Source organism: Klebsiella sp. KP20-425-1, from assembly GCF_025813515.1.
GTDB classification, from domain to species: Bacteria; Pseudomonadota; Gammaproteobacteria; order Enterobacterales; family Enterobacteriaceae; genus Klebsiella; species Klebsiella pneumoniae.
The window spans coordinates 150,024-165,105 of the sequence record NZ_CP109614.1 but is presented as its reverse complement, the minus strand read 5'-3'; the positions used below and the strand labels follow the sequence as shown (position 1 = coordinate 165,105).

At 58.3% G+C, this 15,082-nt stretch carries 14 protein-coding genes; 9 read left to right on the top strand and 5 right to left on the bottom strand.

What is annotated here, in order from left to right; all coding sequences use genetic code 11:
- Positions 1-3 precede the first annotated feature (3 nt).
- Both envC and OHJ17_RS00800 read left to right on the top strand, forming a co-directional pair.
- On the top strand, positions 4-1,275 hold the full coding sequence (gene envC, locus OHJ17_RS00805; RefSeq protein ID WP_002922458.1) for a murein hydrolase activator EnvC: 1,272 nt from the start codon (positions 4-6) through the stop codon (positions 1,273-1,275).
- A 3-nt stretch (positions 1,276-1,278) separates the two neighbouring features.
- The gene (locus OHJ17_RS00800) at positions 1,279-2,226 is read left to right on the top strand and encodes a divergent polysaccharide deacetylase family protein (RefSeq protein ID WP_002922459.1); all 948 of its coding nucleotides are present in this window, start codon (positions 1,279-1,281) and stop codon (positions 2,224-2,226) included.
- Positions 2,227-2,231: 5 nt separating this feature from the next.
- On the opposite strand, the gene OHJ17_RS00795 is transcribed toward OHJ17_RS00800, so the two are convergent.
- The 3 genes from OHJ17_RS00795 to kbl form a co-directional block, all read right to left on the bottom strand.
- Positions 2,232-2,969, bottom strand: coding sequence for a glycosyltransferase family 2 protein (locus OHJ17_RS00795; RefSeq protein ID WP_014343446.1), 738 nt, complete (start codon positions 2,967-2,969; stop codon positions 2,232-2,234).
- 219 nt (positions 2,970-3,188) lie between these two features.
- Positions 3,189-4,214 carry an L-threonine 3-dehydrogenase gene (tdh, locus tag OHJ17_RS00790; RefSeq protein ID WP_002922461.1) on the bottom strand — a complete coding sequence of 342 codons (1,026 nt, stop codon included), beginning with the start codon at positions 4,212-4,214 and terminating at the stop codon, positions 3,189-3,191.
- Between the two features lie 12 nt (positions 4,215-4,226).
- Positions 4,227-5,420 (bottom strand): glycine C-acetyltransferase, encoded by a 1,194-nt coding sequence (gene kbl / locus OHJ17_RS00785; protein WP_002922462.1) that lies wholly within the window; start codon positions 5,418-5,420, stop codon positions 4,227-4,229.
- Between the two features lie 213 nt (positions 5,421-5,633).
- On the opposite strand from kbl, the gene rfaD reads away from it, so the two are divergent.
- The 5 genes from rfaD to OHJ17_RS00760 are packed head-to-tail and all read left to right on the top strand — an operon-like array spanning position 5,634 to position 10,664.
- Positions 5,634-6,566: an ADP-glyceromanno-heptose 6-epimerase gene (gene rfaD / locus OHJ17_RS00780; protein ID WP_002922463.1), complete on the top strand. Its 933-nt coding sequence runs from the start codon at positions 5,634-5,636 to the stop codon at positions 6,564-6,566.
- Between the two features lie 9 nt (positions 6,567-6,575).
- Positions 6,576-7,634, top strand: a complete 1,059-nt coding sequence (gene rfaF, locus OHJ17_RS00775) for an ADP-heptose--LPS heptosyltransferase RfaF (RefSeq protein ID WP_032433686.1) — start codon at positions 6,576-6,578, stop codon at positions 7,632-7,634.
- Between the two features lie 3 nt (positions 7,635-7,637).
- A complete protein-coding gene (gene rfaC / locus OHJ17_RS00770) occupies positions 7,638-8,609 on the top strand; it encodes a lipopolysaccharide heptosyltransferase RfaC (protein ID WP_032433687.1) in 972 nt (323 codons plus the stop codon).
- On the top strand, positions 8,609-9,517 hold the full coding sequence (locus OHJ17_RS00765; protein ID WP_002922468.1) for a sugar glycosyltransferase: 909 nt from the start codon (positions 8,609-8,611) through the stop codon (positions 9,515-9,517). The genes rfaC and OHJ17_RS00765 overlap by 1 nt, the downstream gene beginning before the upstream one ends.
- Positions 9,495-10,664, top strand: a complete 1,170-nt coding sequence (locus OHJ17_RS00760) for an O-antigen ligase family protein (protein WP_004164973.1) — start codon at positions 9,495-9,497, stop codon at positions 10,662-10,664. The genes OHJ17_RS00765 and OHJ17_RS00760 overlap by 23 nt, the downstream gene beginning before the upstream one ends.
- Positions 10,665-10,707: 43 nt before the next feature.
- On the opposite strand, the gene OHJ17_RS00755 is transcribed toward OHJ17_RS00760, so the two are convergent.
- Positions 10,708-11,787 (bottom strand): glycosyltransferase family 9 protein, encoded by a 1,080-nt coding sequence (locus tag OHJ17_RS00755; protein WP_002922472.1) that lies wholly within the window; start codon positions 11,785-11,787, stop codon positions 10,708-10,710.
- 18 nt (positions 11,788-11,805) lie between these two features.
- Positions 11,806-12,768, bottom strand: a complete 963-nt coding sequence (locus OHJ17_RS00750; protein ID WP_002922494.1) for a polysaccharide deacetylase family protein — start codon at positions 12,766-12,768, stop codon at positions 11,806-11,808.
- Positions 12,769-12,879: 111 nt separating this feature from the next.
- On the opposite strand from OHJ17_RS00750, the gene rfaQ reads away from it, so the two are divergent.
- Positions 12,880-13,956 carry a putative lipopolysaccharide heptosyltransferase III gene (rfaQ, locus tag OHJ17_RS00745; RefSeq protein WP_004181527.1) on the top strand — a complete coding sequence of 359 codons (1,077 nt, stop codon included), beginning with the start codon at positions 12,880-12,882 and terminating at the stop codon, positions 13,954-13,956.
- On the top strand, positions 13,953-15,080 hold the full coding sequence (locus OHJ17_RS00740) for a glycosyltransferase family 4 protein (protein WP_032433688.1): 1,128 nt from the start codon (positions 13,953-13,955) through the stop codon (positions 15,078-15,080). Before rfaQ ends, OHJ17_RS00740 begins: the two co-directional genes overlap by 4 nt.
- Positions 15,081-15,082: the final 2 nt, after the last annotated feature.

The following is a 15,082-nucleotide window of genomic DNA, read 5'->3' as shown; positions in this document are numbered from 1 at the left end:
CCCATGAGGGGAAAGGCGATGTATTCAACTACATGGATCGCAGCGGCAGTTCGATCCGTCCTTTACGCCAGCGCGCTCAGCGCTGGCGTATTGCTGTGCGCGTCATCTGCGCATGCCGACGATCGCGATCAGCTAAAGTCCATCCAGGCCGACATCGCCGCCAGGCAGCGGGCGATTAAGCAACAGCAGCAGCAGCGCGCAAGCCTGCTCGCCCAGCTCAAAGCGCAGGAAGAGGCGATCGCCGCCGCGGCCCGCAAACTGCGCGAAACCCAGGATAGCCTGAACCAGCTCAATAAGCAGATTGACGAGATGAACGCCGCTCTCGCGAAGCTGGAGCGCCAGCGCGCGTCTCAGGAGCGGAACCTCGCCGCGCAGCTCGATGCCGCTTTCCGCCAGGGGCCGCATACCGGCATCCAGATGGTGCTCAGCGGTGAAGAGGGCCAGCGCAATCAGCGGATGCAGGTCTATTTCAGCTATTTCAACCAGGCCCGCCAGGAGACTATCGCGGAACTGAAGAAAACGCGCGAAGAGATGGCGGTGCAAAAGTCGATGCTCGAAGAGAAGCAGAGCCAGCAGCAGACGCTGGTCTACGAGCAAAAAGCTCAGCAGGCGAAGCTGGAGCAGGCGCGTAACGAACGGAAAAAGACCCTTTCCGGACTGGAATCCTCCATTCAGCAAGGTCAGCAACAGTTAAGTGAATTGCGGGCTAACGAATCGCGCCTACGCGGTCGTATCGCCCAGGCGGAGGCTGCCGCCAAAGCCCGAGCCGATCGGGAAGCACGCGATGCGCAGGCGGTGCGCGACCGCCAGCAGGAAGCATCGCGCAAAGGCACCACCTATAAACCAACGGAAAGCGAGCGTTCGCTGATGTCACGCACCGGCGGACTGGGCTCGCCGCGCGGTCAGGCGTTCTGGCCGGTTCGCGGTCCGCTCCTTCATCGATATGGCGAACAGCTGCAAGGTGAACTACGTTGGAAAGGGATGGTTATCGCCGCGTCTGAAGGCACCGAAGTCAGAGCCATTGCCGATGGTCGGGTCATTCTGGCCGACTGGCTGCAGGGCTATGGTCTGGTGGTGGTGGTCGAACATGGCAAAGGCGACATGAGCCTGTATGGCTATAACCAAAGCGCGCTGGTCAGCGTTGGTACCCAGGTGCGTGCCGGCCAGCCTATCGCGCTCGTAGGCAGCAGCGGCGGTCAGGGCCGTCCGTCGCTCTATTTCGAAATTCGCCGCCAGGGTCAGGCGGTCAATCCACAGCCGTGGTTGGGAAGATAAGTTTTGCTTCAATTTCGCGCAATTGCTCTTGCCGTAGCCGGTTCGCTGGCTCTGGCGGCGCCAGCGTTCGCTGGCAAACTCTCCATCGTTATTGACGATTTTGGCTACCGCCCGCAGACCGAGAATCAGGTGCTGGCGCTGCCGGCAACTATCTCCGTCGCCGTGCTGCCGAACGCGCCGCACGCCCGGGAAATGGCCACTAAAGCGCATAATCAGGGCCATGAAGTGCTCATCCATCTGCCAATGGCGCCGCTCAGCAAACAGCCGCTGGAAAAAGACACCCTGCGTCCCGAAATGAGCAGCGAGGAGATCGAGCGCATTATTCGCGAGGCTTACGGCAAAGTCCCTTACGCCGTCGGGCTGAATAACCATATGGGCAGCGCGATGACCTCCAACCTGTTTGGCATGCAGAAGGTGATGCAGGCCCTGGAGCGCTACAATCTCTATTTTCTCGACAGCGTCACCATCGGCAACACCCAGGCCATGCGCGCCGCGCAGGGTACCGGCGTGAAGGTGATTAAGCGCAAAGTGTTTCTCGACGATACGCAGAATGAAGCCGATATCCGCAACCAGTTCAATCGCGCCATCGCCCTGGCGCGGCGCAACGGTTCGGCGATAGCCATTGGCCATCCGCATCCGACGACGGTGCGGGTGCTGCAGCAGATGGTCTATAACCTGCCGCCGGATATCACGCTGGTGCGCCCGAGCAGCCTGCTCAACGAGCCGCAGGTCGACAACTCGACGCCAAACTACGCCCAGCCGCCCGCGCAACAAACGCAGCAGAAGCCGCGTAATCCGTTCCATGGCGTGAAGTCTTGCAAACCGAAGCGCCCGCTGGAGCCTGTGAACGCCAGTCGCTTCTTCACTATCCTCAGCGATAGCATCAGCCAGAGCGCGCTGATCCAGTACTATCGCCTCAAATGGCAGGGCTGGGACAACCCCGGCAACTAGACTACTCAGGGGTCCGTTCGCTTTTGCGCGACGGGCGCCTGGTTATCTTCGTGGGCGTACCACGCCTTAAAATATTTCAGAAAGCTGTAAAACGTCGCGTACAGGCCGGTCACCACGCCGACCTTGCCATAGCGCCATGCCCCGCTAAACAGATACCACTTAAAGAAAGCGCCAATGGCGCTGACGATCCCCCGCGTCAGCGAAGGTTTGATCTGCTGGTACTTCACCAGCCGGGTGGTATAGCTGTTCAGCTTATTAAACACTTCATGCAGCGAATAAAAGGTATCGTGGCGAACGAAGCCCGGCAGCCTGACGGAGCTCGCGTGTCCGACCACCTGGTCATCCACCGGCCGATCGTTAAACCGCGCCTGCTGGCGGTTAAAGAGGCGCACCGGATAATCCGGTGAGGAAATGGGGTAGATAGTCCGTACCTGTTTGCCTAGCACAAACCAGTAGCGCGGCAGACGCCAGGCGCAGGTCGGGTCAGGCTCCTCCCCCGCTTTTAGCGCCTGAATGGCCGTCACCACGTCATTATCAAGAATTTCGTCGCTGTCCATGCACAGCACCCAGTCATGGCTGGCCAGCCCGATGGCATAGTTCATCTGCGCGCCGTGGGCTTTATAGGCATGGTGATGGACGGTGAGACCAAACTGCTGGCAAATAGCGACGGTTTCGTCGGTACTGCCGGAGTCGACGACGATACATTCATCGGCCACCTTCAGCAGAGGCGGCAGCACCTCCATCAGCAGGCGCGCAGAGTTACAGGTCAGTAAGCATACGGAGAGTTTAAGCATGATAGTTACAAAGTTAAACTGCGACTAAACACACTGTATAAGCGAATAACCGTAAAATCGATGTAGAAATTGTGCGCTTAATATTAAGCAGGCTAAAAATGTTATCCAAATCTAAATTAAGGCGCCCGCAGGCGCCTTTTTTGCTGATTTTTACGCCAGCATGGGGGATTAGTCCCAGCTCAAAACCACTTTACCGGACTGGCCGGAGCGCATCGCGTCAAAACCTTTCTGGAAGTCATCAATGCCGAAGCGGTGGGTGATGATCGGTGAGAGATCCAGACCAGACTGGATTAGCGCCGCCATCTTGTACCAGGTTTCGAACATTTCGCGACCATAGATACCTTTGATAAACAGCCCTTTGAAGATGACCTTGGTCCAGTCGATGGACATATCCGACGGCGGGATACCCAGCATCGCGATACGGCCGCCGTGGTTCATGGTATCCAGCATGCTGCGAAACGCCGGCGGCGCGCCGGACATCTCCAGACCCACATCGAAACCTTCGGTCATCCCCAGCTCGGCCATCACGTCATTAAGGTTCTCTTTGGCCACGTTCACCGCGCGGGTAACGCCCATTTTGCGCGCCAGCTCAAGACGGTACTCGTTGACGTCGGTGATCACCACGTTACGCGCGCCGACGTGTTTCGCTACCGCCGCCGCCATCACGCCGATCGGACCGGCGCCGGAAACCAGCACGTCTTCCCCGACCAGATCGAAGGAGAGCGCGGTGTGCACCGCGTTGCCGAACGGGTCGAAGATAGACGCCAGGTCATCAGAGATATTGTCGGGGATTTTAAAGGCGTTAAAGGCCGGGATCACCAGATACTCAGCAAAGCAGCCCGGGCGGTTGACGCCCACGCCGATGGTGTTGCGGCACAGATGGGTGCGGCCCGCGCGGCAGTTACGGCAGTGGCCGCAGGTGATATGCCCCTCGCCGGAGACGCGGTCGCCAATCTTAAAGCCGCGCACTTCCTGACCAATCCCCACCACTTCGCCGACATATTCGTGACCGACCACCATCGGCACCGGAATGGTCTTCTGCGACCACTCATCCCAGTTGTAGATGTGCACGTCGGTCCCGCAAATGGCGGTCTTGCGGATTTTAATCAGCAGATCGTTATGGCCGACTTCCGGTTCCGGTACGTCGGTCATCCAGATGCCTTCTTCCGCTTTCAGTTTGGATAACGCTTTCATCTCATACCCTTATTAGGCGATGACGCCCAGTTGTTTGCCGATGCGGGTAAAGGCTTCCACCGCACGCTCAATTTGTTCAGGGGTATGCGCCGCCGACATCTGGGTGCGAATACGCGCCTGGCCTTTCGGTACCACCGGATAGAAGAAGCCGGTGACATAGATCCCTTCTTTCTGCAGCTCGCGGGCAAAGTTCTGCGCCACCACCGCCTCGCCCAGCATCACCGGAATGATGGCGTGGTCGGCGCCGGCCAGCGTGAAGCCTGCCGCGGTCATTTTTTCGCGGAACAGACGCGCGTTAGCCCACAGGCGATCGCGCAGGTCTGCCCCCTCTTCAACCATCTCCAGCACTTTGATGGAGGCGGCCACGATGGCCGGCGCCAGAGAGTTGGAGAACAGATACGGACGGGAGCGCTGGCGCAGCCACTCAACCACCTCTTTGCGCGCGGCGGTGTAGCCGCCGGAGGCGCCGCCCAGCGCTTTACCCAGCGTGCCGGTGATGATATCGACGCGCCCCATCACATCGCAGTATTCGTGGGAGCCGCGGCCGTTTTCGCCGACGAAGCCGACAGCGTGGGAGTCATCGACCATCACCAGCGCATCGTATTTATCCGCCAGGTCGCAAACGCCTTGCAGGTTGGCGATCACGCCATCCATCGAGAACACGCCGTCGGTGGCGATCAGCACGTGACGCGCGCCGGCCTCGCGAGCTTCTTTCAGACGCGCCTCCAGCTCTTGCATATCGTTGTTGGCATAGCGGAAGCGCTTCGCTTTACACAGACGCACGCCGTCGATGATCGAGGCATGGTTCAGGGCGTCGGAGATAATGGCGTCTTCCGGGCCGAGCAGCGTTTCAAACAGGCCGCCGTTGGCGTCGAAGCAGGAAGAGTAGAGGATCGCGTCTTCCATACCGAGGAAATCGGCCAGCTTCTTCTCCAGCTGCTTATGCGTATCCTGGGTGCCGCAGATGAAGCGTACCGAGGCCATCCCGAAACCGTGGCTGTCCATGCCGGATTTCGCCGCGGCAATCAGTTCCGGGTGGTTCGCCAGACCCAGATAGTTATTGGCGCAGAAGTTAATCACGTGGCTGTCGCCGACGGTAATGTCCGCCTGCTGCGCCGAGGTGATGATGCGCTCTTCTTTGAACAACCCTTCGGCCCGAGCGGTCTCCAGATTGCTAGTTAACTGTTTGTAGAAATCACCACGCATTGCAACTCTCCAGATTCGGCAAAATTTGGCACATATTACCCAAAGCTATACGCTGATACGAGATGATGCAGGCCTGAATGAATTATTTGCAGCATAAATCACGTCAGCCCAGCACCTTATTCTGCGAATGGCTGTAGGCTTGCTCATGTGGTGATATGATAAGAGCATTCATGTCCGGATTGTCTCCGGGCTCCCAACTTCAAAGGTACAGTTATGATCATCGTTACCGGCGGCGCAGGCTTTATCGGCAGCAACATCGTTAAAGCGCTGAATGACAAAGGCATCACCGACATTCTGGTTGTCGACAATCTGAAAGACGGCACCAAGTTTGTAAACCTGGTTGACCTGAACATCGCTGACTACATGGATAAAGAAGACTTTCTGATCCAGATTATGGCGGGTGAAGAGTTCGGTGAAATCGAAGCTATCTTCCACGAAGGCGCGTGCTCTTCCACTACCGAGTGGGATGGCAAGTACATGATGGACAACAACTATCAGTACTCCAAAGAGCTGCTGCACTACTGCCTGGAGCGCGAAATCCCGTTCCTGTACGCCTCCTCCGCGGCCACCTATGGCGGACGCACCAGCGACTTCATCGAGTCCCGCGAGTACGAACAGCCGCTGAACGTTTATGGCTACTCCAAATTCCTGTTCGACGAATACGTCCGCCAGATCCTGCCGGAAGCCAATTCGCAGATCGTCGGCTTCCGCTACTTCAACGTCTACGGGCCGCGCGAAGGCCACAAAGGCAGTATGGCGAGCGTCGCTTTCCACCTCAATACCCAGCTGAATAATGGCGAAAGCCCGAAACTGTTTGAAGGCAGCGACGGCTTCAAGCGCGACTTCGTCTACGTGGGCGACGTGGCTGACGTCAACCTGTGGTTCTGGGAAAACGGCGTTTCCGGCATCTTCAACCTCGGCACTGGCCGTGCGGAATCCTTCCAGGCCGTCGCCGATGCGACCCTGGCATACCACAAAAAAGGCAGCATCGAGTACATCCCGTTCCCGGACAAACTGAAAGGCCGCTACCAGGCGTTCACTCAGGCGGATCTGACTAACCTGCGCAAAGCGGGCTATGACAAACCGTTCAAAACCGTTGCCGAAGGCGTAACGGAATATATGGCCTGGCTAAACCGCGACGCGTAAGAAACAAGCATGAAAATATTGGTGGTAGGCCCGTCTTGGGTGGGCGACATGATGATGTCGCAAAGTCTTTATCGTACGCTCAGGGCGCGCTATCCCCAGGCGATTATCGACGTGATGGCGCCAGCCTGGTGCCGTCCGTTGCTTTCGCGCATGCCGGAAGTGAACGAAGCGATCCCGATGCCGCTGGGTCACGGCGCGCTGGCTATCGGCGAACGCCGTAAGCTCGGCCACAGCCTGCGCGAGCGTCGCTACGATCGCGCTTACGTGCTGCCGAACTCGTTTAAATCGGCATTAGTCCCTTTCTTTGCCAATATCCCGCTGCGCACCGGCTGGCGCGGCGAGATGCGCTACGGCCTGCTCAACGACGCCCGGGTGCTGGACAAAGACGCCTGGCCGCTGATGGTGGAACGCTACGTGGCGCTGGCCTACGACAACGGCGTGATGCGCTGCGCCAAAGATCTGCCGCAGCCGCTGCTGTGGCCGCAGCTGCAGGTCAACGAAGGGGAAAAGTCGCAGGCCTGCAGCGCTTTTAACCTGTCCTACGATCGGCCGATCGTCGGCTTCTGCCCCGGCGCGGAGTTCGGCCCGGCCAAACGCTGGCCGCACTATCACTATGCTGAGCTGGCGAAAAAGCTTATCGACGATGGCTATCAGATTGCGCTTTTCGGCTCGGCGAAAGATAACGAGGCCGGCAAAGAGATCATCGCCGCCCTCAGCAGCGAGCAGCAGGCCTGGTGCCGTAATCTGGCGGGTGAAACCCAGCTGGAGCAGGCGGTCATTCTGATCGCCGCCTGTAAAGCTGTAGTGACTAACGATTCGGGGCTGATGCACGTCGCCGCGGCACTGGACCGCCCGCTGGTGGCGCTGTATGGCCCGAGCAGTCCGGACTTTACCCCGCCGCTGTCACATAAAGCGCGGGTTATCCGTCTGATTACCGGCTACCACAAGGTGCGCAAAGGCGATGCCGCCGAAGGCTATCATCAGAGCCTGATCGACATCACCCCAGAACGCGTCCTGCAAGAGCTAAACGAACTGTTAGCGGAAAAAACCGAGCACGAGGAAGCGTAACGGATGCGGGTATTGATCGTTAAAACCTCCTCCATGGGCGACGTGCTGCACACGCTGCCCGCGCTAACCGACGCCGCGCAGGCTATCCCCGGCATCCGCTTCGACTGGGTGGTTGAAGAGGGTTTCGCGCAGATCCCCTCCTGGCATAAAAGCGTCGAGCGGGTGATCCCGGTGGCGATCCGCCGCTGGCGCAAAGCCTGGTTCTCCGCGCCGATCAAAGCCGAGCGTCAAACCTTTCGCGAGGCCGTTCAGGCGGTAAAGTATGACGCCATCATCGATGCCCAAGGGCTGGTAAAAAGCGCCGCGCTGGTTACTCGCCTGGCGCACGGCGTCAAGCACGGTATGAACTGGCAAACGGCCCGCGAGCCGCTGGCGAGCCTGTTTTACAACCGCCGCCACCATATCGCGAAACAGCAGCACGCGGTGGAGCGTACCCGTGAGCTGTTCGCCAAAAGCCTTGGCTACGCGAAACCCCAGACCCAGGGGGATTACGCCATTGCGCGCCATTTCCTGCAGCACGAGGCTAGCGCTGCCGCGCCCTATCTGGTGTTTCTGCACGCCACCACCCGCGACGATAAGCACTGGCCGGAAACCCGCTGGCAGGAGCTTCTCGATCTGCTGGCCGACAGCGGCGTCCACATTAAGCTGCCGTGGGGGGCCCCGCACGAAGAGGCGCGGGCGAAGCGGCTGGCGGAAGGCCGGGAGTATGTCGAAGTGCTGCCGCGCATGAGCCTTGAGCAGGTGGCGCAGGTTCTGGCCGGCGCCCGGGCCGTCGTCTCGGTCGATACCGGGCTGAGCCATCTGACCGCCGCGCTGGATAAACCGAACTTTACGCTCTACGGCCCGACCGACCCGGGGCTGATTGGCGGATACGGTAAAAACCAGCATATCGTGCGGCCGGAAAACAGCGCCAGCACCGGCGATATTGCGGCCAGCCGGATTCATCTTCTCCTGCAAAATCAGGGGCTGCTCTGATGGGATCCCTGTTTAAGCAGATCTACCGCTATACGCGCCCTCGCGCGTATCGCCACAATGAAAATCTGTGGCCTTTTACCCGTATTACGCGCGCGCCAAGCGGCGAAATCAGCGCGTTACGCTATAAAGGGAAAACGGTGCCGCTGGTCAGCCTGAGCGCGCTGAAAAACAGTATGCAGGGCGAAGTCCTGCTGACCGCCACCGGCCCCTCAACCCGCAATATCGATTTTTCCCTGTTGTCGAAAACGATCCCGGTGATGGGCGTCAATGGCGCCTGGCATCTTGCCGACCGGCTGCACTTTTCACTCTATACCATCGTCGACATGGAATTTTTCGATAAGAAGCCGGACATTATCCGCGCCATTGTCAGCCAGCCGGATATTTTGCTGTTCACCACCATGCACGGGATCGCCAAAATCGTCGATCGCTATGGGGACGCGCTGCGCTGCCGTTTGGCGTTGATTGAGGACGGTTGCTATAAGATTTACCAGCCGAAAGTCGCCAGCGAAGCGATAAAGCGCACTTACCAGCAGAATGCGGCGATGTGCTTTCATCCTCAGCGCCCGGATATCTGTTTTAGCACCGATATTCGCCAGGGCATCTTTGATGCCGGCACGGTGGTCTACTGGGCGCTGCAAATTCTCGCCTGGCTGGGCTTCAATACTATCCTGGTGAGCGGCCTGGATATGACCAACTTTAACCAGCCGCGATTCTACGAAACACAACAAGAAAAATTGCCTTCTTACCTGGCAACAAAAGTGGATACCCTCGTCATGCCCTCCTTTGCGCATGCCGCGCAGGTACTGCAGCAACGCCAGATTCGGGTGATTAATTTTTCCCCAGAAAGCGCTGTGCCGGATACTATCTTCGAAAAGGTTGCGTTTAATGAGTACTTTAAAAGTGAGTAACTTCGCCAGACAGGGTTACTCGATTGTCTTTCCTTTGTTTTTATTTTTCAGCGCGATTTTTTGCATGTCCACCCGGACCAATAATCTGCTGCATTTATCGATCCTGCTGCTATTGCTGTCGCTGGTACGCCAGGAAAACCGCCAGGCGCTGGCCGGGGTGTTACGCGAGCAGTGGCAGACCTGGACGCTGCTGGCGGCTTTCTTTATCTATTACGCCCTCAGTAATGTGTGGGGCCATACGCCGCAGCATATTGACTCGCCGATCACCCACGGCGTGTATCTGACCGGGTATCTGTTGCTGATGACGATGCTGCTCAGGGACGGACGAACCCGCCGACTGGCGATGCTGGCGGTGGTCGGTGGGATCACCGTGCTCTCCCTGTGGACGCTGATTATCGACCATACGCTGGTTCTCACCGAACGAGCGGTCTCCCCCGAGAACCCCGGACCAACGAACGTTATCGACCTTGCCGGTTACTGCGGCATCGGCATTTTAATCTGCGGCATGCTACTGAAAGAAAAAGCCAGCCACTGGCTCTATCTGCCGGTGGTCATCATGCTGGTGATGCTGCTGCTCACCCAAAGCCGCGGGCCGATCATCGCCCTGGTGCTGGCGGTCGGCTGTACGCTGCACCTGCACGTCTTCACCCGCCGCAACCTGCTGATCGCCGCAGCGCTGGCCGTGCTGGTAGCGCTGCTTTTGGTCATGACGCCGGTGGGCGACATGCTGCTCGCCCGTTTCGAGGAGCTGGGCACCCAAAGCGGGCTGCGCCTGAGCATCTGGCACCATACGCTGTCGGAGATGGCCAGCCAGCCGTGGCTGGGGCGCGGTTTCAGCTATGAACTGGATTTCATCAACTACAGCGGCGAGCACATCACCACCACCCACAGTGTGTATATGGGCGCCCTGCTGAAAGGCGGCATCGTGGGGTTACTGCTGCTGTTGGCGATCATTGCCTGCGGGCTATGGCAGGCGTGGCGCAAGCGCCATACCGACAGCCGCTACAGTCTGGCGATCCTGTTTTACGCGCTGGTGTTTATGGCCTCGCAGGGGATGTTTATCATCAGCAATCCCCGGGAAACCTGGGTGCTGTTCTGGCTGCCGCTGGGCATTGCGCTCAGCAAAGGGTTGGCGGAAAAACGCTAACAAAAAGGGCCGTCAGCGGCCCTTTTTATATTAACTTTTTAAATTAACTGCGGGCGGCGACCAGCCGGTCGGCCTGCTCTTTAATCACGGGCCACACCGACTCAATCGCCACATCGGCGACATTCGCTTCTTCACAGACTATCTGCTTCGCCTTGTCATAGCCCGGCGCCCAGATGTGATAGCCGGGCAGCCCGGTATTCTTGAGTTTGCGTTTGTTATAGACCGCCACCATCGGCTTATCGAAAGCCCGGGCAATATGCACGATCGAGGTGTCCGGCGTAATGACTAAATCACAGCTGCGGATCACTTCTACGGCGGAGTTGATGGTGCTGTCGGCGATGTACAGCGCCATATCCAGCCCCAGCTGGCGGATTTTTTCACTGCGCCCCACCATCACGATACAGACCCGGTAAGGCAGAGCATGTAGCCGCTCGACCAGGGTCGCCACCTGGTGACGACAGAAGTCTTTATCCTCGGAGGCGGTAAAAGGGTTAATGGCGATACGCAGTTCGACCTCTCCGGCCTGAGAAAGCAAGCGGGCCACTTTCTCCCGCTCATGGCGGCAGCCGGGGAGATGATAGTGATACGGGCGGTCGTCAACGATGCCAAACAGCTTCACCACCTGCTTATAGCGCAGGGAAATATGGCTGTTGCCGTCAAAAAAAGCGATTGAGTGATCGTAAAGTTTATAGGGCTCTTTATTAAAACCAATCACGCTGGTCGCCCGTAAATCGGCGAGTAATTTAAAGCGTTCATAGCTGGTCACGTCATCAAAATCGATAACCGCATCAAAACCCGCCGCCCGCAACGTATTTAAGGACATGCGGGGCCGATATAAATATACTTGCTGAATGAATTCTGAGCCTGCTAATATTTCGCTGCATATTGGTCCGGTTAACACCGAAACCTGATATCCCCGTTCGGCCAGTATTCTGGCGCAGCCGGTCGTGACCACCATATCACCGACTTTATCATCCAGACGCAATAGCAGCACGCGGCGCACAGCCGCTGGGTCGAAGGCTTTACGCGCCGGCTTATTTCTGTATCGATAGTTAATTAAATTAAATTTAATGCCGCGGAAAAAAGCATTCTTTTTCCGCGTTAATTGTTTAAGGATACGCATACGGTACCTTGAGCTGTGTTAGCGCTGTGTAATTTTCCGCTGGTAATATTCTGCCAGCGTCATGCCCTTCACCTGCGGCGCCAGCCAGCTAAAAAAGGCTTCGAGGTCAGCGTATAAACGCTCAATATCCCGTTCATTCTGGAACGTGGGGCTGCCGCCGGGCATATACTCTGAAGAGTGGAGCATATATTCCACGTAGTCATTGCCCTGCGTCAACGTTTGTTCGACGACTTTTTTCATCGTTTCCACATTGCCGCCCATCGGTCGCAGCCAGTGTACGGAGGGGGATCGCACTTTGCCGCGCAGGCGGTCGTAGCCCTGCTTCACGCTGTTCATCCACGCTGAGTGCTTGTACTGGATGCTCATCGGCACTTCCAGCAGCGGCGAGTGGCCCTCGCGGCTGATGTCATTTTCATCGAGGAAATAGGCATGCTGCGGAAAGCGGCGATAATCGGTCCCGCCATCGCCCTGCGGCGCCCCCTTGGCGGTCTTCCAGTTCACCCGCGGGGTCACCGAGCAATCCACCTGATACCCGTATTCCACCAGCAGACGCGCATAGCGCTCGTCAAAAGCCCAGCGCCCGGCGCGATGGCTAACCATTTTGGTCTGGAAGGTATCCTCCAGCAGACGCGTCATATAGTCGACCTTCTCACGCATCATAGCGTCGCTGTATTCAATAAGATAAGGCTTATGGCGCCAGTCATCTGCAGTCAGCGGCTCGGTCGGCGGGCTGTTCCACGCATGCAGATGCATGCCGACTTCCGCGGTGCCGCGGGCAATCACGTCTCTGGCGAATTCGATATAAAAGGGGTCGATGGCCATTTCATAGTTGGTCAAATAGACCGGTTTAAAGCCATACTTTTCGCAAAGCTGCTGAAAACGCGGAAGATAACGCGCATTCTCGGTGGTGATGCTGTCATGTTTTTGCCAGAGGTTATCGCCCTCTGTATCAATCGTGATGAGAAATGCGGGATTGTGCACGAAAACGTCCTCAGGCCATACGTATCGGGTCATGGTAGAGCAATACAACGCTTCTCTCAATCTGTCTGATCCCCTAGAATCGGAACCCTTATCCTGGATGAAGAACAGAGTATGACGCCTGAAACCCTCTCCCGCGGCCCGTTGAACCCGGCGCGGATCCTGGTCATTAAGCTGCGCCATCATGGCGACATGCTGCTGATCACGCCGCTTATTCACGCGCTGAAACAGCAGTACCCCGCCGCCAGCGTGGATGTCCTGTTGTATGAAGAGACCCGGGATATGCTCGCAGCCAACCCCGATATCCACCATATTTATGGTCTCGATCGCCGCTGGAAAAAGCAGGGAAAAAGGTATCAGCTGAAGATGCAATGGCAGCTCATTCAGACGCTGCGCCAGCAGCGGTACGATATGGTGCTTAACCTGGCCGACCAGTGGCCGAGCGCGGTTATCAGCAAACTGACCGGCGCCGCGACGCGGATTGGTTTTGATTTTCCGAAGCGCCGCCACCCGGTCTGGCGCTATTGCCACACCGCGCTGGCCTCCACCCAACAGCACAACCAGCTGCATACGGTACAGCAGAATCTCTCTATTCTCGCTCCGCTCGGTCTCCAGTTGAACGATGCGCCGGCGCGGATGGGCTACAGCGAAGCAGACTGGGCCGCCAGCCGCGCCCTGCTGCCGGAGGACTTCCGGGAACACTACATCGTCATCCAGCCGACGTCGCGCTGGTTCTTTAAATGCTGGCGTGAAGATCGGATGAGCGCCCTGATCAACGCGCTGTCCGCCGAAGGATACGCGGTGGTGCTCACCTCCGGCCCCGATGCTAGAGAGAAGAAGATGGTGGATACCATCATCGCCGGCTGCCCGCAGGCGCGACTACACTCTTTAGCCGGCCAGTTAACGCTGCGCCAGCTGGCGGCGGTGATCGATCATGCCCGGTTGTTTATCGGCGTCGACTCGGTGCCGATGCATATGGCTGCAGCCCTTGGCACTCCGCTGGTCGCCCTGTTCGGTCCCTCGAAGCTGACCTTCTGGCGTCCGTGGCAGGCGAAAGGCGAGGTGATCTGGGCCGGCGACTTCGGTCCGCTGCCCGATCCGGACGCTATCAACACCAACACCGACGAACGTTATCTTGATTTAATTCCTACCGACGCCGTGATCGCGGCGGCGAAAAAGGTACTGGCATGAGTAAATTCAGGCTGGCTCTGGTGCGGCAGAAGTACCGCCCGGACGGCGGCGCAGAACGGTTTGTCTCCCGCGCGCTGGAAGCCCTCGACAGCAGTCATCTGCAACTGAACGTCATCACCCGCGAATGGCAGGGGCCGGTGAAACCGGACTGGCAGATCCATATCTGTAACCCACGTAAATGGGGGCGCATCAGCCGCGAGCGCGGCTTTGCCAACGCCGCGCGCGCGCTCTGGCAGCGCGAGTCCTTCGACCTGGTGCAGAGCCATGAACGTATTCCCGGCTGCGATCTCTACCGCGCTGGCGATGGCGTTCATCGCCGCTGGCTGCAGCAGCGCTCGCGCATTTTACCGGCCTGGAAAAGCCGCCTGCTGTTCGCCGACCGTTACCACCGCTACGTCATGCAGGCGGAGCGCGAGATGTATGAAGACTCACACCTGCGCGGGGTGATCTGCAACGCCGAGATGATCAAGCGCGAGATCATCGAAGACTTTGGCCTGCCGGCGGAGAAGATCCACGTTATTTACAACGCCATTGACAACCAGCGCTTCCTGCCGCCAGACGAAGAGACCTTTGCCGCCTTACGCGCCAAATGGCATCTGCCGCTGCAGGCGACCTGCCTGATCTACGTCGGCTCCGGCTTTGAACGTAAAGGGCTGGCGGCGGCGATCCGCGCCATCGCCCCTACCGATCGCTACCTGCTGGTGGTCGGCAAAGATAAGGATCAGCCTCGCTATCAGGCGCTGGCGAAGAGCCTGAACTGTGAAGCGCGGGTGCGCTTCTTCGGCATGCAGTCGGAGACATTGCCCTTCTATCAAATGGCCGATGGTCTGCTGCTGCCGACCCTCTACGATCCGTTCCCCAACGTCATCCTCGAGGCAATGGCCTGCGGTCTGCCGGTGATCACCACTACCGGCTGCGGCGGGGCGGAGTTTATCGTCGACGGCCACAACGGTTACGTCTGCGACGCCCTGGATATCCCGGCGCTGCAGCAGGCGGTGATGGCTCTGCCGCCGCGCGCGCTGGGCTCCGCGGAAGGCGGTCACGCCCGCGAGCGCATTATGGCCTGCACCAGCGAGCGACTCTCAACCCAGCTGCTTTCTCTTTATCAGGATCTGGTGAATTAACG

What these genes read in the sequence shown, in the direction of transcription:
- OHJ17_RS00765 (WP_002922468.1), top strand. Translation starts at nt 8,609, where the DNA reads ATGGGATCCCTGTTTAAGCAGATCTACCGCTATACGCGCCCTCGCGCG.
- OHJ17_RS00740 (WP_032433688.1), top strand. Translation starts at nt 13,953, where the DNA reads ATGAGTAAATTCAGGCTGGCTCTGGTGCGGCAGAAGTACCGCCCGGAC.
- rfaQ (WP_004181527.1), top strand. Translation starts at nt 12,880, where the DNA reads ATGACGCCTGAAACCCTCTCCCGCGGCCCGTTGAACCCGGCGCGGATC.
- OHJ17_RS00755 (WP_002922472.1), bottom strand. Translation starts at nt 11,787, where the DNA reads ATGCGTATCCTTAAACAATTAACGCGGAAAAAGAATGCTTTTTTCCGC.
- OHJ17_RS00760 (WP_004164973.1), top strand. Translation starts at nt 9,495, where the DNA reads ATGAGTACTTTAAAAGTGAGTAACTTCGCCAGACAGGGTTACTCGATT.
- OHJ17_RS00795 (WP_014343446.1), bottom strand. Translation starts at nt 2,969, where the DNA reads ATGGAGGTGCTGCCGCCTCTGCTGAAGGTGGCCGATGAATGTATCGTC.
- tdh (WP_002922461.1), bottom strand. Translation starts at nt 4,214, where the DNA reads ATGAAAGCGTTATCCAAACTGAAAGCGGAAGAAGGCATCTGGATGACC.
- kbl (WP_002922462.1), bottom strand. Translation starts at nt 5,420, where the DNA reads ATGCGTGGTGATTTCTACAAACAGTTAACTAGCAATCTGGAGACCGCT.
- rfaC (WP_032433687.1), top strand. Translation starts at nt 7,638, where the DNA reads ATGCGGGTATTGATCGTTAAAACCTCCTCCATGGGCGACGTGCTGCAC.
- rfaF (WP_032433686.1), top strand. Translation starts at nt 6,576, where the DNA reads ATGAAAATATTGGTGGTAGGCCCGTCTTGGGTGGGCGACATGATGATG.
- rfaD (WP_002922463.1), top strand. Translation starts at nt 5,634, where the DNA reads ATGATCATCGTTACCGGCGGCGCAGGCTTTATCGGCAGCAACATCGTT.
- envC (WP_002922458.1), top strand. Translation starts at nt 4, where the DNA reads ATGAGGGGAAAGGCGATGTATTCAACTACATGGATCGCAGCGGCAGTT.